Genomic DNA, 19,157 nt, shown 5'->3' with positions numbered 1-19,157 from the left:
AACGGGAAGACCCACTCCGGGCGAGCTGCCGTGATCACCTGCACCACACCATGATCCACCATGGACCCATCACCGAGTTACGAGACATCCCTTAGCGCATCAGCCGTCGCGAGACCCTGACGGGAATCCGGGATGGAGGCGGCGTGTAGTGGGCTCGTCGGGCTCGAGCTTGCGGAATCGCGTCAACCCGACCAGTGCAGACGGTGGGTGGCGTCGTTGGTCGGACGGATGACGCACGCGTGATCAGGTGGCGGACCTCATTGACCGTGGGTGTGATCAGCCTGGTGTCGGCCGGGTCGTCGTCGGTGGCGTCGTGACTACGACGCCGTCGACCTGCAACCCCGTCGATCTGCCACCCGGTGTCCAGATCAGCCTTGGCCACTTATCGCGGAACGCCCCTGGTCGGCGAGGTCGATGGTCACCTCGGACAGGGGCTGGGCGACACACGTCAGGGTGTAGCCGGCGGCCCGCTGCTGCGGGGTGAGACAGTTCGGCTCGCTCAACACGACGTCGCCGCGGCGAAGCCGCACGACGCACTCGCCGCAGGTGCCGACGGTGCAGGAGAACGGCAGGTCGATCCCGGCGGCGAGACCCGCGTCGAGCAGACTCTGACCGGGCTCGACAGTCCCCGAACCGACGGGCTGCCCGGCCGCCTCCACGGTCATCGGCTGCGGCGTCGTGGTCGCGATCGTGGTGCCGGCACCCGAGGTGTACGTCTCGTGGTGCACCCGCGCGTTCGGCACGCCGAGGCTCGCGAGCACCTTCCGTACGGTGCTCATGAGCGCCTCGGGGCCGCAGACGTAGTAGCGGGCGTCTGCGGCCGGCGTACGGCCGGTGAACCAGTCCACCAGGCGGTCCGCGTCGAGGCGGCCGTCCCGTCTGGTCAGGACGTGGGTGACGGACAACCGGTCCGGGTGCTCCGCGGCCAACCGGTCGAGGTCGGCGGCGAAGATGACCTCGTCGGCGTACCGGCTGCTATGGAGCAGCGCGATCCGGTCGTGGCCGGCCCGGTCGGCGAGCCGCGTACGGATCATGCTCATCATCGGCGTCACACCGCTGCCGGCGGCGACGAGCAGTATTTCGGTCGGTGGCTCGGTCTCGGTGTGGAACGTCCCGGACGGGCCGTGCAGGCCCAGGAGGTCCCCGACGCGCAGCATCCGGTGCACGTGGCTGGAGAGCCGCCCTCCCTCGACATGCTTGACGGTGACCTCCAGCCGCGTCGTCCCCGGCGCGGACGAGGCCGAATAGGCCCGCCGGACCGGTCGGCCGTCGACCTCGACGACGAGCGTGAAGTACTGACCGGGCCGGAACGCGAAGTGGTCGGGCCGTCCGGCGGCGTCTTCGAGGACGATCGTGACGGTGCTCGGCGTCTCCCGGCGCATCTCCACGATGCGCACCTCCCGCAGCGGACTTCCGGCCCGGTCGCCGTCGGTCCGTCGCCCGTCCGCGATGTCGGCGTAGCCCTCCTTACGCAGCGCGGAGCGGTAGGCGCGGCGCATCACCACCCGCAGCGCCCGCGACAGCCCCGGGATCGCGCCGATGACCCTGAACAGTGCCGCAGGCGGCCCGCCCGGCGCGTCCGCCGAGTTCGTGGCGAGGTGCTCCAACGCGATCATGGTGAGATCCGGCGCGGCACTGCGGTCGAGGTGTGCGCCGGGATGCCACAGCCGGGCCCGGGCCACCGCGTCGTTGCCGGTCACCTCGGCGTGTTCGACGTCGATGACGAGCGCCGCGTGCGGTGCCAGCCCGCGCAGCGCGAGGGTCCGTAGCAGTGCCGGGTCGTCGGTTACCACGCCGCGCCCGCGTACGTGCAGCACCCCGCTGCGGCCGGGCACGAGCGCGGCGAAGGCGAGCCGCTCATCCTGCAGCAGGTTGTGTAGCGTGTCGGCGCGTTTGTTGCCCCTGCGGTCCGGGAGCACGAGCGTCCGACCGTCGAGGATCCGGACCACCGTTCCCCGGTCGCCTCGGGGACTGGTGTCGCTGCCACCCTCGGTGTCCCAGCTCGACAGTGCGAGGAACGGCGCTGCGGCGAGGAACTCGGCCACACCGGGTGCCCCCAGCGGCTCGTCGAGGGCGATCTGCGGGGCCGACGCGGTCTGCTGGGTGGGTGGCTGCCACAGGCCGGACCGGAGGATGGCCTGCGCGCAGTGGACCCACGCCTGCCTGATCACCACCGTGGTCCGTGCTCGCCGCTGGGAGGTGACCGTGCCGTTGACACGCAGGACCTCGCCGACTCCAGGCAGCAGGAAGAACATCGACGTCGGCCCGGGGGAGGCGTCGGCCTCGGGGAGGGCGAACGAGATCCGCGTGGGGGACTGGACGTGGGCGAACCCGGCGACGCCACCGACGAACGTCGTCCGGCTCGTGCCGCGCTGCGCCGCCGCATGCCGGGTGTGTCCCAGAAGATGCTCACCCACACCCTGCGTCAACTCGAAGGCGCCGGCCTCGCCCGCCGCTGGGTGGAACCCACGAGTCCGCCCGCCGTGCACTACTCGTTGACAGCGCTCGGCGACACGCTCGTCGGTCCGTTGCGCGAGCTCAAACGCTGGGCCGAGCTGAACATGGGTGCGATCGATGCGCTGCGTACGGCTGCGGTCAAGGCCCGTCACGACCAGTAGGCAAGGAGGGCGGGCGGATCCTGTCACGGGGTGATGGTCGAGACCCGCGTACTCCCGACAGGTCGACGCCAGGCCGGCACCTCGACGGATGGAAGCCAGCACCACCCCGGTCCTTCCGTCGTTTCCGGGTGGGCCGCCTGCCCGGTCATCCCGGCACACCCTGCTGCTCCCGCTCCCGTCAGCCGCCCGGGCAGCGGTTGTCGCCGCCGCTGAGTTCCACGCAGTGCCCTGGCGGGCCGGGCGTCGTGTCTGCCGGCACCGGAGTGAGACCCCGCCCGACGGATGCGGCGAACGGTAGGGCGGGCACGGCGATCACGACGGTCAGCACCAGGAAGACGATCGCGGTTCGGACCAGCCGCAGCCGGTACGCGACGAGCGCGATGACTGCCGGGCCGGCGATCGCCACCAACGCGGCGACCAGCAGGGCCAGGCTCGCCTGGCGTCCGAGGCCCACCAGCTCGTCGGGCCGGCCGTCGTAGTTGGCGTTCCACTGCGCCAAGCCGATGCTCAGCCACCACACGGCTGCCGCGATCAGCCCGCCGATCCAGACCAGGACCAGGAGCCCCACGATCGGGCCACCCCACCGACGTGCACCGGCCGCCTCAGAAGTCACGCGGTCCAGTGTGGACGGTCCGACCCGACCAGGCATGAGTCGGCGTACTCAGCGCGCTCGTCGAGGCTGTGTTCGTCGGCCCGGGGGACATCCGACCGCAGTCAGGCGGGCGCTCGGGGCTGGTTTCTCCGTGAGCTGCCATCGGTCGCCGTGACCCGCGGCGACAACGACCGCCTCGCGTCACCGGTGAACCCCGAAGCGAAGTCCGGCGGGGAAGGCCGCCGGTGCAGCGGCGGTGCCGTGCCGGTCGTCGGTGACAATGAAGTCAACCTGTCTCGGGCAGGATTCAGGATGGCTGATTACTACCCTGTGCAGATCCAATGGCTGTCCCATCGCTGTCAAAATCCATCAGTGGGCACTCAGGAAGTCGGCGGGGGATCGACCGAAAACAGTGTTGCAGCGACGAGGCGCGCTGTCATCCACAATGGAAAATGGGGATTCAGCTGTGCAACCAACGGTCGTGGTGGATCGCCTCGGCGAGAGGTCGGCGTCGACGCCACCCGTGCCGTTCCAGGTCGGGCACGGACTCCAGGTGGGTGACCGGCCCGACGCAGAGCCAGGCCACCGGCCGGATGCCGGCCGGTGCGCCCAGCAGCCCGGCCAGGAACGACTCCCGGTAGAAGGAGACCCACCCGACGCCCAGCCCTTCGGCGGTGGCGGCGAGCCAGAGATTCTGGATGGCCAGGCAGACCGAGTAGAGACCGGCGTCGGCGATGGCGTGCCGCCCGAGCACGGCCGGGCCCCCACGCTGCGGGTCGTACGTGACGACGACCGACAGCGTCGACTCCAACACCCCGTCGATCTTGATGCCCGCGAACCGTTCGGCCGCCGCGCCGTCCAGGGTGGCGGCGAACGTCGCCCGCTCGGCCTGCACGTGCCGGTGGAACCGACGACGGATGGCAGGGTCCCGGACCAGGACGAAGTCCCACGGCTGTGAGTAACCGACGCTGGGTACGGCGTGCGCGGCGTCCAGGATCCGGTGCAGGGCGCCGTCCGGCACCGGTTCCCCGGTGAACTGGGCCCGGACGTCCCGGCGGCGGTGGATGGCGTCGTAGAGTTCCACAGGCAGGCTCCCGCTGCGCTCGGCCCACCCCGGACGGGCGGGCGGTCGACGCGAGGCCGGTCTTCGGACTCCCGGATCGACGCCAACCCGTCCGCCTTCCCAGCCGTACGGCCAGTGGCTGCGCTCCTCGCGCCTGGACGGTCGCTCCCCGGTCACCGCGGCGGGCCCGTGCCGGAATCACACCGGCTTCCCGATTCTCCCCGCACCCGCGGGGCACCTCGCACGATCATGCCGCCGCCGATGCTAACCCGTGCCGGTGACGCAGGCCGGCCACGCCCCCGGCGGGCGGCGGGCGGTCACCCGCGCGGACTCCACCCCGGCGGTGTGCCCGCCGATCGCGAAGATCCTCCTGCCGCTGGTGACCGCCGCGCCTTCACGATGGGCGGTGGTGGTGCCGGTGACCGTCGCCCAGGTGCCGGTGTCGGGTGAGTACGCGTCCACCCGGGTGGTGTCCACGCAGTCGACAGGTCTTCCCGAAGGGTCGGTGACCAGTTCACAGCCACCTGTCGCATAGATCCGGCCGTCCGGGCCGGTCGTGGCGTCGACCAGACACCGCCGGCTGGGAAGCGGCGCGAGAGTCGCCCAGGTGTCGGTGGTGGGCGAGTACGCCTCGACGACGTCGAGGACGTTCAGGACGCCGTCCCCGCAGCCGCCGATCGCGTAGATCCGCCCGTCTGGTCCGCCGGTCACCCCCATCTCGTAGCGCGGCGTGGGCATCGACGCCGCGGTGGTCCACCGGTCCACCGTCGGCTCGTAGACCTCCAGGGTGGACAGCGAGCCGCGACGGTCCCCGCCGACGGCGTAGACCCGGCCGTCGGTGCCGGCCGTCGCGGCGAGCAGTTGCCGTCCGCTGGGCATCGACGCGACGGGCACCCAGTGGTCGTCGCCCGGCGTCAGGGCGAGCACGGAGCTGAGGAAAGCTCCCTCGGCACCGGGAGAGCTGCCACCGATCGCGTAGACGCGCCCGTCCCCGCCGGTGGCCGCCGCATGGCGGTACCGGGGCCGGGGCAGCGACGGACCGGCCCTCCACCGCCGCGTCCGAGGCGTGTAGACCTCCACCACCGTGGTGACCGAAGCCGCGTCGGCACCCCCGATCGCGAAGATCGACCCGTCCGGCGCCGTGGCCGCCGCCAGCGCGAAGCGGGAACTCGACAGCGCGTCGTCGGCCCGCCAACGGAGGGCGGGTCGGTCGCCCCTGGCGGCGGCACCGGCGACGGGTGCCGGCAGTTGGGCCACCGCGACGGCAATGGCGAGGAACAGTGTCCTCCATGGTGCGGCGCGGCCGAGAATGCGAATTGTCGTCACGACTGGGATGCTCCCTTCGCGCTGGGTCGACGGGCGTTTCCGCTGATCGGCAGGCTAGCAGTCCGGCGTACGCGGCAGCCGCGAAGGACCTGCCAATTTCCCCCGAGGGTGAAAATGGTGTCGTGGCTGAATGTGTGTTCGCTCGGGAAGCTGTCGCCGGTCACCACTTGGGGTCGTGTCCGCACGATGCGGAAGGGAATTCTCCTCACGTGCGCCGTGGGTGGTGCCGGCGTCGGGCGGGGAACGCGACGCCGTGATTGCCGGCTGCCGCCCGTGGTGAGGGGGTCGGCACCCGCGGGACGGTCCGGCCACCACGCCGGACGGCGCGTCGGCGTGACGTTGCGGGGCTGTCCGGTCGGCCAGGTCCGCCCCCGTTCCCCGGCGGGATCCTGGTGGTGCACCGCCCTCCGGGCGTCCGCCACGCGCAGTGACCGCCGACTGCGCCGAAACCGGGACGGTTCACCATGATGGACAGCGCTACGGACACCTGACCATGAGCCATACGGACCAGCTCAAATCAGCCGCAACCCCGCCGGCGAACTCCCGGCCGGCCATCAATACGTATTGACGCACCCCATCGTTAATGTTACCGTCAGTCATACTCTGGTCGCTAGCTGTGGCAATGGATCGAAGCAATATCCGGCACCGACCGATGATGCTGTCCAAATTGATTCACCGTAGGTCACCCCGTGGCGAAACAGCGCCGGGTTCGCTCCCGGGCACTGACATCTCTGTGATTACGCGACACGAGTTTGCGCTTTTTCGACAGATTGCGGGTGTCTGTAGGAAGGAGAGGTAGTGACCGAGGCCCTGGTGAATTCGGCACACGCGACGGATTCGGCTGAACTGCCACTGTCGTTCGCCCAGGAACAGTTGTGGTTCCTCGACCAACTCGCCCCCGGCACACCGACGTACAACGTCGCCGTGCTGTACCGGATCGACGGCGACCTGGATCACTCGGCACTACAGACCGCGATGACCCGGGTCGTCGCGAACCACGACATCCTCCGCGCGCGCTTCGACGCGCACGACGGCGTTCCCTACCAGGTCATCGCAGCTCCTCCGGAGCAGGCGCTCGTGATCGACGACTCCACCGCAGCGGGGGAACTCCGGGAGACACGTGCCCTCGACGCGGCCACCACGCTGGCACGGACACCGTTCGACCTGGCCGTGGGCCCGCTCTACAGGTTCCGCCTGTTCCGCGTCGCAACGGAACGACACCTGTTGTCCATCGTCATTCACCACATCGTGTGTGACGGCTGGTCCATCAACCTGATCAGTGACGAGATCCGCAGGTCGTACGCGGCGATCCGGCAGGGTCACGAACTCCCGGCCGGCCGGGCCGCCACCGACTACGCCGATTTCGTCAAGGCCCAGCGGGCCGCCTTCGAAGACGGCACCTTCGAAGCGCAGCTCACCTACTGGAAGTCCCAACTGTCGGGCCTGCCGGCGTTGAACCTGCCGGCTGACCACCCGCGACCGCCGTACACCGTCCACCGCGGCGAACACCTCAGCCGGGTCTTTCCGGCATCGATCGGTGCCACCGCGCGCCGCCTCGCCCGGTCGCAGAAGGTCTCACTGTCGATGCTCCTGACCGCGGCCCTCGGGGTGGTCCTGTCCCGTTACACCGGTGAGGAGGACCTCGCCGTCGGCACCACCGCACTCGGTCGGTCCGATCCCGACCTGGAACAGGTCGTCGGCATCTTCGTCAACGCGGTGGTGCTGCGGCTGGACCTGTCCGGAAAGCCCACCTTCGCCGAGCTGCTCGATCGGGTCAAGGACACCTCCCTGCGGGCCTACGAGCTTCAGGACGTGCCGTTCGAGCGGGTGGTCGACCGCCTTGCCGTCCCCCGCGACCCCAGCCGCAATCCGTTGTTCGACGTCCTTCTCCAGGTGCTCAACGAGGAGACCGGCAGCGGCTCCCTCGACCTGCCCGGAGCCACCATCAGTGTGGTCGACCAGCAGACGATGCACTCCCGGTTCGACCTGTCGCTGACCTTCGCCGAGTCGGCGACCGAGCTGAGGGTGTCGGCGGAGTATTCGACGGAGCTGTTCGCCCGGTGGCGCATCGACCAACTGCTCACCCACATCGAGCGCGTCCTGACCGGTGCGGCCGCCGACCCCGGCATCAGGGTGTCCGAGATCGACCTGCTGTCCGCCGACGACCGGGCCGAGTTGATGCGGCTGGGTCGCGGTCCGGACGACGCCGTCCGCTCCGATCCCGTGCACGTCCTCGTCGCGGAACGGGCCGCAGCGGCACCCGACTCCGTCGCGGCGGTCTTCGAGGGCGTCGAGCTGACCTACGGGGAACTGGACCGACGTGCCGCCGTCCTCGCCGCCCACCTGAGGCACCGGTGCGGGGTCAGACACGAAGAGCTGGTGGGGGTCGCGATGGATCGCGGCCTGGACGTCCTCGTGGCGTTCCTCGGTGTCGCCAAGGCGGGCGCCGCGTACGTGATCCTCGACATCGACCACCCGGTCGGCCGCCTGGAGTTCATTCTCGACGACACCGACGCACACGTGGTGCTGACCACGAGCGACCTGCTCGCCAGCCTTCCCGAGCCCCGGTCGCGTCGTTACCTGTGCCTGGACCGCGACTGGCCGGACATCGAGTCCGCCGGGGCCGGGGGAGCAGGCGACCCGCTCGACGAGGTGAGCACCGGGGACTCGTTGGTCAGCGTGATCTACACCTCCGGTTCGACGGGCCGCCCCAAGGGGGTGCTGACCGAGCACCGGGCGTTGGTGTCCTACCTGGTCCCGTTCGCCGAGACCTTCAAGTTCGGCCCCGGCGACCGGATCCTGCAGTTCGCGTCACTCGCTTTCGACCTGTGTCAGGCAGAGGTCTACGCCGCGCTCATCAGCGGCGCCACGCTGGTGTGTGCACGCCGGGAGACCCTGCACTCGACGGAGTCGCTGTCCGCGCTGATCCGCGACGAGCGCATCACCTTCGTCGGCGCACCTCCGACGCTGCTGGCGCTGCTCGACGACGGCCCGTACCCGCACCTGCGCCACGTGTTCACCGGAGGTGAGGCGTGCCCGGCCGAGCTGGCCAACCGGTGGAACGTCGCGGGTCGGACGTTCGTCAACGGCTACGGCCCCACCGAGGCGGCGATCGGCGTGACGCTGCACGTCGTACCCCGCGGGGAATACCGGACCTCGCCGCCCATCGGCGGGCCCATCACCCGACGTCGCTTCTACGTCGTCGACGAGCAGTTGGCGCTGGTGCCGGTCGGGGTGCCGGGTGAACTGCTGATCGGTGGCGACGAGGGGCTGGCCCGCGGCTACCTCAACCGCCCCGACCTGCACAGCGAGAAGTTCATCCCGGACCCGTTCCGGTCCACCGGACGGGTGTACCGCACCGGCGACCTCGTCCGCTGGAACCGCGAGGGCCACCTGGAGTTCCTGGGCCGGATCGACACGCAGATCAAGCTGCGGGGCCTACGGATCGAGGTCGAGGAGATCGAAGCGGTGCTGCGTACCCATCCCGCGGTCGACACGGCGGCGGTGAAGCTGGCCGAGGACGCGCGGGGCCAGCAGATCCTCGCCGGCTACGTGACCCTGACCGGGTCGACGGAACCATCGGTCGCCGAGTTGCGCCGGCACGCCGCCCAGTTTCTGCCGTCATACATGGTCCCGCAGGCCTGGCGGGTGCTGGAGAGCCTGCCGATGTCGCTCAGCGGCAAGCTCAACCGGAGGGCACTGCCCGCACCGGCGGCGTACGTCCAGGCCGACCGGGAGGTCGTCGCGCTGGCCACCCCGACCGAACGGCAGGTCGCCGCCGTCTTCGCCGACGTCCTCGGCATGGCCGCCTGGCGACTCAGCGCCGACGACGACTTCTTCGAACTGGGTGGCAACTCGTTGCAGGCGATGCGGGTCATCAGCCGGGTCAACCAGGCGTTCAGCGCGAAACTCGGCGTCCGGACCCTGTACGGCTCGCCCAACCTGCGCGACTTCGCCCAGCAGGTGCACCTCCAGGCCGTCGCACCACCGGCCGCCGATCCGGCCGCCGAACCGCCCCACCAGCAGGCGGGCCCGCCCGCCGATGCGCTGAGCCTGGCGCAGACGATCGCGCTGGCCATGACCGACGTCCTGGTGTCACCGGCCACCCCGGCCGCCGTCACCGACAACCTGTTCGCACTCGGCGCCGACGAGGAGCACGCGGCGAAGCTGCTCCAGCTGATCGAGCAACGCCTGGGCACCCGGATCACGGCCCGGGACCTCTACACGCCCGTCGTCCTCGCCGCAGCGGTGCAGGCGCGACGGGCCGCCGACCAGCAGGCCGACACCTGGTCACCGCTGGTGACCCTGGCCGCCGCACCCAACGACGGCACGTACCCGCCGCTGTTCTGCGTCCCCGGCGCGTCCGGCTCCCCGTCCATCTTCGCCGGAGTCGCCCGCCGGCTGAGCCCGGAACGGACGATCATCGGTCTCGAAGCGCCGGGGCTGGAGCCGGGTCAGCACGCGCTGCCCGACGTGGTGGCGTTGGCCGGCCGTTTCGTAGCGGCGATCCGGGAACGGCAGCCGACGGGCCCCTACCATCTGCTCGGCTGGTCGATGGGTGGGTTGGTCGCGTTCGAGATGGCGCGGCAGCTCACGGAGGCCGGTGCGCCGGTGCCGTTCCTGACCGTCGTCGACACCCCGCTGCCGGACCCGTCCCGGACGCCCGACGACCGGCGCACCGTCGAACAGTTCGTCGCCGACATCGCGGCCGAGGCCGGTCGGGACGCCCCCGAACTTCCCCCGGGCTACCAGGGCCTTCCCGATCAGTTCGACGCGCTGTACGCGTTCCTGCGGGACACGGTGCTACCGGCGGAGATCGGGCCGGATCAACTCGGTTGCCGCCTGTCCGTCTACCGGGCCAGCGTGCGGGCCACCTTCCGCTACCGGCCCACCTGGACCTACCCCGGCCGGCTTTCCGTGCTCAGGACCCCGGGGGCGGTACCGGCCGGGCAGTGGGCCCCGCTGGCGGCCACGGTACGCGAGTACCGCGCCCCCGGCGCGCACCATTCGATGTGGTCCGGCGAGCACCGCCCCGTACTCGCGGCGGTCATCGACACCCTCCTCGCCGCAGCGGGAGAGTGAGGGTGTTCCAGCGACTGCCAGTGCGTGAGCGGCGGAGCAGAACGGGCCTGTGGTGGCAGAACCGGGACTTCCGCCTGTTCTGGATAGGCGAGACGGTGTCGATGTTCGGGACCCAGGTCACCGCACTCGCGTTGCCGCTGACGGCGATTCTCGTGCTCGACAGCAGTACCGAGCAGGTGGGTCTGCTGCGGATGGCCCAGCTCCTGCCGTACCTGCTGCTCTCGTTGCTCTTCGGTGCCCTCGCCGACCGGATGCCGCGACGGCCGCTCATGGTCGGGGCGAATGCGGTCCGGCTGGTGCTGGTCGGCCTCGTGCCGATCCTCGCCGTCACCGGTCAGTTGAGTCTCGGCTGGCTCTACGTCGTCACCGCAGGGGTGGGTGTCGCCGCGGTGATGTTCGACGTGTGCTGGGTTTCCTACGTGCCCACCATCGTCGCCGACCACACCCGACTCATCGAGGCGAACAGCCGTATCGGCGCGGCGGACGCCGCCGCCCACATCGGTGGGCCCGGCCTTGCCGGTGTACTGGTGAACATCCTCACCGCCCCCATCGCGCTCGTCGTGAACGCCGCGTCGTACGCGGTCTCGATCGCCATGCTGCTGCAGATCAGGGCCCGCGAGGTGAAGCCGGAACGGAGCGACACGCCCCGCAACCTGCGGACCGAACTGGGCGAGGGACTGCGCTGGGTGTTCGGTAACCCGCTGCTGCGCATCCTCGCGATCCTGGGTGCCTGCTACAACTTCTTCCTGATGTTCATCCAGACGGTGTTCCTGGTGTATGCCGTCCGGGAGCTTTCCCTGAGCACCGCCGTCATCGGCGGCATCCTCTCGTCGGGTGCCGTCGGTGGCCTGATCGGCGCCGCGTCGGCGCAGGCCGCAGCGCGGCGGTTCGGCGTCGGTCGGGTGTACGTGGCCTGCGCGAGCGTGTCCTTCTCCAGCTGGATCGTGGTCCCGGCAGCCGGCGGACCGGCGGTGGTGCTCACCGCCGTGCTGGTGGCGGTGTTCCTGGCCTCCGCGGTGGCGATGGGGGCGACGAACGTCATCGTCGTCAGCCTTCGGCAGACCTTGACCCCCGACACGCTGATGGCCCGGATGAACGCGGTCATGCGCATGCTGATGCTCGGCGTCGCCGCGCTCGGTGGCCCCGTCGGAGGCGGACTGGCCACCGTCATCGGTCTACGCCCCGCCCTGTGGGTGGCGGCGGGGGCGTCGATCCTGGCGTTCGTCGTGTTCTTCCCGCGCCGGATCCTGCACCTGACGGAACTCCCCGAACCGGCCGCGACCCGGTGACCGGGGCCGGCGGACGACCACCGCTGCGCCGGGCACGTCGGCCCCCACCCGGCAACCGGGCGGCCACCCCGAGACCGCAGCGTGGCGGCCTCCGGGCCGACAGGGTCCTCCCAATCCGCTAGACCTCGACCACCGCAAATCCCCCCGATGGTCAAAACACGAGTCCGGCGGCCCGACCGGGTCGGGCCGCCGGATACCGTTCAGAGGGTTGGTGATCCGTAGAGCAGGCGGTTGGGTGAGCCGCTGCCGGGATTGGTCACCACCCCTGGGGTTGCGCTGTTGACCAGGTAGGAGTGCACCTGCGCCGGGGTCCAGGTCGGATTCTTGCCCAGTACCCGGGCGGCCATTCCGGCCACGTGCGCGGAGGCCCGGAGGGTGAGATCGAGGGACGTGACGGCGGGGTTGAGCGATATCGGGTACGGCCCGCCCGCGAAGACCGGACGTCCCGCGCACCGCGCCGATCGACGCCGCGCGACTCGGTCGACGCCGCCCGGTTCGGTCAGCGTCCGCCGCGGATCAGGTCGAGGGGGGCGGTGCGGATGCCGAAGTGCTGCCGCAGGGCGCGGCCGGCGGCGTGCAGCCCGGACATGCCGTGCACGGCCGGTCCGGGTGGGGTGGAGGCCGAGCAGAGGTAGACGCCGGGCAGCGGGGTCCGGTACGGGTCCCAGCGGGCTGCCGGCCGCATCACCAGCTGCCATGGTGTGACCGCGCCGCCGGAGATGTCCCCGCCGACGTAGTTCGGGTTGTGGCTGCCGGCCTGCGCCGCCGGCACCACGTGGGTGGCCAGGATCAGGTCGCGGAAGCCGGGCGCGAACCGTTCCACCTGGGCGACGATCTGGTCGCTGACGTCGCGCGGGGAGCCGTTCGGCACGTGCGCGTACGTCCAGAGCACCTGCTTGCCGGCGGGTGCGCGGGTCGGGTCGACCACGCCGGGCTGCACCGCGAGCACGTACGGGCGTTGCGGGTGCCGGCCGCGTACCACCGCGGTTTCGGCGATCCGGGCCTCGGTGGCCGAGCCGACCAGGTGCAGGGTGCCGGCGCGGGCGCATTCCGGATCCGCCCACGGCACCGGCCCGGAGAGCGCGAAGTCGACCTTGCAGGCGGCCCCGCCGTACCGGAAGGAACGCAGACTGCGCACGTAGCCGGCGGGTAGCCGGTCGCCGGCGATGCGCAGCAGGCCGGCGGGGGAGACGTCGAGCAGGACCGTGCGGGCCGGCGGCAGTTGGGCCAGGTCGTCGATCCGGCTGCCGGTGACCACCCGGCCGCCGAGTTGCCGTAGCCGGTTCACCATCGCGTCGGTGATCGCCCGGCTGCCACCTGCGGGGACCGGCCAGCCGACCGCGTGCCCGAGGGTGGCCAGCAGCAGGCCGGCCCCGGCCGGGGCGAGCCGGCGCGGTGGGGCGATCGCGTGCGCCGCGACCCCGGCCAGCAGTGCGGCGGCCTCCCCGGTGCGGAACCGGGCCGCCGCGGCCGGGGTGCCCTGTTCCAGGGTGCGGAGCCCGAGCAGCAGTGCGGCGAGCGGGTCGCGGGGCACCCGGCGCAGGTCGGACATGGCCGTGTCGACCACTCCCGACCAGCGTCGGACCAGCGGCCCGAGCAGGGACCGCCAGGCCGCCCCATCGGGACCCAGCCCCTCGGCGGTGCGGTCCAGGTCCCGCCAGGCCAGCGCCGCCCGCCCCCCGTCGAGCGGGTGGGCGTACGGGATCTCCGGCTGCAACAGCCGTACGCCGTGCGCGGACAGGTCGAAGGCGCGGAAGAAGGGCGAGGCGAGGGCCATCGGGTGCACCGCGGAGCAGACGTCGTGGTGGAATCCGGGCAGGGTCAGTTCCTCGGTCCGGGTGCCACCGCCGGTGGTCCCGGCGGCCTCGTGCACCTGGACGCTCAGCCCTGCCGAGGCGAGCACCAGTGCGGCGGCCAGCCCGTTCGGGCCGGAGCCGACCACCACCGCGTCGAATCCGCCGGCTGCCTTCTGCGCTCCCATGGTGTGCCCTCCCGCCTCAGACCAACGCCTGTTCCGCAGCCAGACTGGCGTAGAGCGCATCGGTGCGGACCAGCTCCGGATGCGAACCCACGGAACGGGCCGTGCCATTCTCCAGCACGACGATCTTCTCGGCGGCGAGGACCGTGGAGAGCCGGTGCGCGACCACGACCACGGTGGTCCGGCGGGAGATCTCCTGGATCACCTCGCGCAGGGCGGCCTCGTTGGCGGCGTCCAGTTGCGAGGTCACCTCGTCGAGCAGCAGCAGCCGGGGACGGCGCAGCAGCGCGCGGGCCACCGCGATCCGTTGCCGCTCGCCGCCGGACAGGGAGAGCCCCCGGTGCCGGATCGGGGCGTCCAGGTCGCCGCCGAGCCGGTCCAGCAGGGTGCTGAGCCGGGTGGTCCGCAGCACCGCGTGGATCTCCTCGTCGGTCGCGCCGGGGGTGGCGTACGCGAGGTTCTCCCGCAGCGTCCCGGCGAGCACCGCGACGTCCTGCTCGACGTACCCGATGGCGGCGCGCAGCTCGGCCAGCGGCCAGTCGGCCAGCGGCCGGCCGTCGACGAGGATCCGGCCCTGTTGTGGTTCGGTGAAGCGTTCGATCAGGGCGAGCACCGTGGTCTTGCCGGAGCCGGAGGGCCCGACCAGTGCGGTCAGCCCGCCCGCCGGCACGGTCAGGGTGAGGTCGCGCAGGGCCGGTTCGTCCCGGTCCGGGTACCGGAAGCAGACCTGTTCGAACACCACCTCCGCCGGTCCGCGGGCCGACCCCGCCCCGGTCGTGGTGGTCGGCCCGCCGGCTCCCGCCGGCCCGGCCAGGACACCGGTTGCGGTGGTCGCCGGGGTGGCGGCCCTGACCGGCGGCGCGGGGGGCAGGTCGATCGGTTCGGTGGGCAGTGCGTCGATCTCGGCGATCCGGGTCAGCGCCGCCCGCCCGATCTGCAGGTAGGTGCCGGCGCCGACGAGCTGCATCACCGGGTGGCTCAGGTAGGCCACGTAGAGCAGGAAGGCCACCAGTGCCGAGACCGGCATCGCGCCGCTGGCCACCCGTGCGCCGCCGACCCCGAGCACGACCAGGAACGCGACCTGGATGGCCAGGCCGGCGCTGGTGCCGGCGACCGAGCCCCAACGGGCCAGGCTCACCCCCTGCCGGTACGCGGTCAGCGCCGCCGCGTCGATCCGGGCCGCCTCGGTGGCCTCGGTGCCGGAGGCCTTCATGGTGGTGAACGCGCCCAGCGCCCGTTCCAGGGCGGCGCCCATGTCGCCCACCGACTCCTGGGAGCGCAGCGCGGCGGCGCGGATGCGGGGCATCAACAGCCCCATGATGACCACCAGCAGCACCACCACGACCGCGGTCACCCCGAGCAGGGCCAGGTCGACCACCGCCATCAGTGCTACGGCGCCGAGCAGCATGACGCCGCCGGTGAAGATGTCGATCAGGGACTGGCTGGCGATCTGCCGCAGCAGCATGGTGTCCCCGGCGACCCGGGCCAGCAGGTCGCCGGGGGCCTGCCGCTGCAACGCCGGCACGGTGAGCCGCAGCAGGTGCCGGACCAGGCCGCGCCGTCCGTCCAGGGCGACCGCCTCGGCGGTACGCAGGATCAGGTAGTTGCCGACTCCGAGCAGTACGGCGGCGATGATCACCAGCCCGGTCAGCACGACCAGCGCCCGGCCCACCCCCTGACCGGCGGTGAGGCCGTCGATCAGCGCCTTGGCGGCCAGCGGCTGGGCCAGCCCGAGCAGGCTGGAGGCGAGCAGCAGCACGGCGGCGGCCACGAACGGCCCCCGGTGTGGCCGGACGTATCCGGCGATCATGCGCAGCCAGTGCCGCTCACCGGCGGCCGGGGTGCTCACCGGTCACCCGGGGCGCGGTAGACGGTGACGTACATCGGTTCCGCGCCGGTGAACTCGTTGCCGGCCCAGTCGCTGTGCCGGGCCACCCGGACCAGTCCGGCCTGTTCGGCGTACCCGTCGACCTCGTCGGGGGTGGTGAGCCGGCTCAGCTCCGAGGCGATCCGGGACCGGCCCCCGGAGATCCAGATGTGCGCCAGGTGCCAGATCCCGTTCGCCACGTCGATGGTGGAGTACGACAGCAGCCCGGTGTCCTGGCCGGGGTAGGGCACGAAGAAGGAGTCGCGGGCCCGGCCCTGGTTGAGCACGGCCAGCGCGAACTGCGGGTTGTGGGTCTCCACCACGAGGAGCCCGCCGGGGGCCAGCCGGGCGGCGGCGGCCTTCACGACCCGTTGCTGTTCCTGCGGGTCCAGCAGCATCGACAGGGTGCCGCAGATGCAGTAGACCAGGCCGTACCGGCGGTCGTCGGACCAGTCGCGGATGTCGCCGTGCACCGGCGTGACCGGGCGGGGTCGCTCGGTGAGGGCGGCCCGCAGCGCGTCGAGCATCTCCGGCGACGAGTCCACCCCGACGATCTCGCCGACCCGGTCGGCCAGCGGCAGGGCGATCCGGCCGGTGCCGACGCCAAGCTCCAGGGTGGGTGCTCCGCCGCCCGGGTGCAGGCCGGCGAGGTACGCGACGGCCGGCTCCGCCGCCGTCCCGCCGGGGAAGAGTTGGTCGTAGAAGTCGACGAACTGGCGTCCGTAGCCGCTGTCGGCGATCTCAGTCATCTCGGGGTGCCCTCCGGCAACGGTTCGAACGGGGAGACCAGCAGGTAGTCCGGCTGGTGGGATTCGTCGTAGCCGGCGCTGCGGGCGATCACGAACTGGAATCCCCGGGGTACGTCCGCCCCGGCGTACTGCCGGTGTACGGCGTGCGCGACGAAGTCCCGCAGCACCTCGTACGGCGCGGTGGCGGTGATCTCGACGCCGGGGGTGCCCAGGTGCACGATCAGGTCGGCGCAGATGTCGAAGATCGCCTTGTCCTGCCGGCGTTCCGGGAACCAGACCACCTGCCGCCAGTGCCGGCGTGGGATGTGGGTGGTCTCCACCCAGCGGGTCTGCGCGCCGTCGGCGGTGAGCACCCGGTGCAGGACGTGGAAGTCGTGCTGCGCCGGTTCGGGGGCGAAGAAGCGCCAGTTGCCGATGAGCAACCCGGGTACGTCGTAGCGGCGGAACCGGTCGAAGACCTGTTGCGGGTGCTGGCTGAGCACGGTCACCCCGAACCAGCCGACCAGGCCGGCGGTGATCGCCGTGGTCAGTGGGCGCAGGTCGGAGCCGACCCGGCGGCTCATCGCCGGACCTCCGGGCCCGGCCCGGTGACGTCGTCGACGAACGCGGTGAGGATCGTGACGACCTCCGCGGACCGGTCGGCGTCGGTGAGGATCTCGTCGTGGTCGGCGTCGGCGATCAGGTGCCGCTGCGCCCGGGGGGCCGCGGCGGCGAACTCGTCGTGCAGGTCGGCCTGGACGGCGTCGGCACGTGCGGTCCGCCCGGCCGTCACCACCACCAGCGGTACGTCGATCCGGGGCAGCCCGGTGCTCTCGTCTTCGAAGCGTTCCTGCACCACCCGCCACTCCCGCCGGGCGGCGGCCCACAGTTGCGGGTCGCGGTACTGGGCCAGGGCCAGCGGGCGGACGGGCTCGGGCAGCCGGTCGATCCAGGGGGCCCGGGGCAGCAGTGAACCGAACCCGGCCCGCAGGGAACCGGGCATGATGGCCAGGGTGCTGGTCAGCGCCCGGCCGCCCTCGGCCTGCCGTAGGGAACGGCGGAGTTCGGCGGGGTGGCTGGAGTCGACCAGGGCCACCCCGCGTACCTGTCCGCCGAGTTGTGCGGCGGCGAGCAGGGCCAGGTAGCCGCCGAGTGAGTGGCCGACCAGGACCACCGGGCGGTCGCCGGCCACGTGCCGGGTCAACTCGACCAGGTCGTCGACCATCGTCTCGAACCGGTACTCCCCGGTGTCCCGGTAGCGGCTGGCACCGTAGCCGGCCCGCTGGTAGGTGACCGTGGTGAACCGCTCACCGAGCGGACCGGCGATCCGCTCCCAGTGCTCGGCGGTGGCGGCCATCCCGCTCTCCAACACCACCACCGGCCCGTCACCGGCAGCCCCGCCGGACCGTGCCTCGGCCCCGCCGGACCGCGCCCCGGCACCGGTGGACCGGTCGGGTGGCGGGTTGCCGGCGTACCGGTAGGACAGGACATTGCCGGCGGCGGTGGTGACGGTGCGCTCGTCGCCGCGCCCCCGCTCGATCAGCCGACGCCGCCGGACCCGGGCGACCTGGCCGGCGGCGAAGAGCACCAGCCCGGCGGCCGCCGCCACGGCGGGCAGGGTGTCGTCGCGCCGGATGCCGGCCGCGTCGCCGGTGCGTTCCCGGGGCCGGGTGGTGTAGGCGACCGCCGGATAGGTGGAGGTGAACGCCCAGAAAAACCGACCGAGCCCCATCACCCGTGCGTTGACCAGGTGGAACGCCCCGGCGGTGGCGAGCAGGTACGGGGCGGGGCGGCCCTTAGCGGCGTAGGCCAGCGGAAACGCGCACTCCATCGCCAGCACCCCGTGGGCGGCGAGTTTCGTCAGCCGGGGGTAGCGGCGCATCAGCTGCCAGACCTGCGGGTCGCCGTAGGTGAGGGTCCGGGTGATGCCGGGCAGGGCGCGTCCGCTGCGCCAGGTCTCGCTGGGCAGCTTGGCCCAGCCGGAGACCGTGTACGACAGCACCGACTGCAGGGCGACGAACCAGAGGCAGGCGTCGACCACGGCGGGCCGGCGCTGGCCGGCGCGGGCGGCGGTGGTGAGCGCCTGGACCAGGAAGGAGACCTGGTCGGCGCCGTCGCTGCCGTAGAGGTGCTGGGCGTGCAGCGCGGCCTGGCTGCCGGAGAGCACCGCGTTCGCGGCGACCCGTTGCCGGCGGCCCAGCGGCAGCCAGAGCGCGGCCGCCGCGACGGCCCGGCTGACATGCAGCGCGGTGGCCACCCGGTCGTTGGCGGCCAGGTCCAGCGCCCGGGTCAGGCGGGGGGCGTGCTCGTGGAAGGTACGCCGGTTGACCGCCCAGTTGTTCGCCCCGCCCCGCTGCCGATCCCGGCTGCGGGTGAGGTATTCCAGGCTGGCGAAGAGGTGGGTCACCGAGCTGATCCGCTCGGTCCAGTTCAGCACGGCGGAGCGGTCGAACGTGGCGGGCGGCCGGAGCCGGCGGTGCCAGGGTGCTCTCTTCATGGGTCAGCGCTTCCTGATGGTGCGGGGAGGACCGGGGCGGGACGGGTGGGGCGGGGGGGGGGCGCGGGGGGGGGCCGGCCCCCCGGGGGGGGTGCGGGGGAGGGGGGGGGCGTATCG

The 19,157-nt window shown here is 72.0% G+C and carries 12 protein-coding genes, 1 pseudogene and 1 riboswitch; of the genes and pseudogenes, 3 read left to right on the top strand and 10 right to left on the bottom strand.

Translation table 11 applies throughout. The features are described from left to right. Positions 1 to 368: 368 nt before the first annotated feature. On the bottom strand, positions 369 to 2,417 hold the full coding sequence (locus AB0C22_RS25175; protein WP_357537369.1) for a 2Fe-2S iron-sulfur cluster-binding protein: 2,049 nt from the start codon (positions 2,415 to 2,417) through the stop codon (positions 369 to 371). Here AB0C22_RS25175 and AB0C22_RS25170 point away from each other — a divergent pair. Then, entirely contained in the window at positions 2,406 to 2,618 is a 213-nt protein-coding gene (locus tag AB0C22_RS25170; RefSeq protein WP_255597967.1) for a helix-turn-helix domain-containing protein, read from the top strand. The genes AB0C22_RS25175 and AB0C22_RS25170 overlap by 12 nt on opposite strands. A gap of 178 nt (positions 2,619 to 2,796) precedes the next feature. Here the strand turns inward: AB0C22_RS25170 and AB0C22_RS25165 are convergent, their stop codons facing one another. From AB0C22_RS25165 to AB0C22_RS25155, 3 genes are all read right to left on the bottom strand, one after another. Continuing rightward, on the bottom strand, positions 2,797 to 3,231 hold the full coding sequence (locus AB0C22_RS25165) for a hypothetical protein (protein WP_219460112.1): 435 nt from the start codon (positions 3,229 to 3,231) through the stop codon (positions 2,797 to 2,799). A 439-nt stretch (positions 3,232 to 3,670) separates the two neighbouring features. Then, on the bottom strand, positions 3,671 to 4,294 hold the full coding sequence (gene bluB / locus AB0C22_RS25160; RefSeq protein WP_357537366.1) for a 5,6-dimethylbenzimidazole synthase: 624 nt from the start codon (positions 4,292 to 4,294) through the stop codon (positions 3,671 to 3,673). Between the two features lie 36 nt (positions 4,295 to 4,330). Then, a riboswitch (cobalamin riboswitch) is annotated at positions 4,331 to 4,530 on the bottom strand. A 7-nt stretch (positions 4,531 to 4,537) separates the two neighbouring features. Further along, on the bottom strand, positions 4,538 to 5,599 hold the full coding sequence (locus AB0C22_RS25155; RefSeq protein ID WP_357537364.1) for a kelch repeat-containing protein: 1,062 nt from the start codon (positions 5,597 to 5,599) through the stop codon (positions 4,538 to 4,540). Between the two features lie 798 nt (positions 5,600 to 6,397). Here AB0C22_RS25155 and AB0C22_RS25150 point away from each other — a divergent pair. Next, complete coding sequence (locus tag AB0C22_RS25150; protein WP_357537362.1) at positions 6,398 to 10,681, top strand: amino acid adenylation domain-containing protein; 4,284 nt, start codon at positions 6,398 to 6,400, stop codon at positions 10,679 to 10,681. A 2-nt stretch (positions 10,682 to 10,683) separates the two neighbouring features. Next, a complete protein-coding gene (locus AB0C22_RS25145) occupies positions 10,684 to 11,970 on the top strand; it encodes an MFS transporter (protein WP_357537359.1) in 1,287 nt (428 codons plus the stop codon). Positions 11,971 to 12,170: 200 nt separating this feature from the next. On the opposite strand, the pseudogene AB0C22_RS25140 reads toward AB0C22_RS25145, so the two are convergent. The 6 genes and pseudogenes from AB0C22_RS25140 to AB0C22_RS25115 all read right to left on the bottom strand — a co-directional run. After that, a pseudogene (locus tag AB0C22_RS25140) lies at positions 12,171 to 12,338 on the bottom strand (S8 family serine peptidase); the annotation flags it as partial. Positions 12,339 to 12,469: 131 nt separating this feature from the next. Further along, a complete protein-coding gene (locus tag AB0C22_RS25135; RefSeq protein ID WP_357537357.1) occupies positions 12,470 to 13,951 on the bottom strand; it encodes an NAD(P)/FAD-dependent oxidoreductase in 1,482 nt (493 codons plus the stop codon). 16 nt (positions 13,952 to 13,967) lie between these two features. Further along, a complete protein-coding gene (locus AB0C22_RS25130; RefSeq protein WP_357537355.1) occupies positions 13,968 to 15,797 on the bottom strand; it encodes an ABC transporter ATP-binding protein in 1,830 nt (609 codons plus the stop codon). Beyond that, positions 15,794 to 16,564: a class I SAM-dependent methyltransferase gene (locus tag AB0C22_RS25125; RefSeq protein ID WP_219460142.1), complete on the bottom strand. Its 771-nt coding sequence runs from the start codon at positions 16,562 to 16,564 to the stop codon at positions 15,794 to 15,796. Before AB0C22_RS25125 ends, AB0C22_RS25130 begins: the two co-directional genes overlap by 4 nt. After that, positions 16,561 to 17,127 carry a hypothetical protein gene (locus AB0C22_RS25120; protein ID WP_219460146.1) on the bottom strand — a complete coding sequence of 189 codons (567 nt, stop codon included), beginning with the start codon at positions 17,125 to 17,127 and terminating at the stop codon, positions 16,561 to 16,563. Before AB0C22_RS25120 ends, AB0C22_RS25125 begins: the two co-directional genes overlap by 4 nt. After that, entirely contained in the window at positions 17,124 to 19,040 is a 1,917-nt protein-coding gene (locus AB0C22_RS25115; protein WP_219460150.1) for an alpha/beta fold hydrolase, read from the bottom strand. The genes AB0C22_RS25120 and AB0C22_RS25115 overlap by 4 nt, the downstream gene beginning before the upstream one ends. Positions 19,041 to 19,157: the final 117 nt, after the last annotated feature.

Origin of the sequence: Micromonospora sp. NPDC048894 (assembly GCF_040649765.1) — a bacterium.
GTDB classification, from domain to species: Bacteria; Actinomycetota; Actinomycetes; order Mycobacteriales; family Micromonosporaceae; genus Micromonospora; species Micromonospora antibiotica.
This window is presented reverse-complemented; position numbering and strand designations above follow the sequence as displayed.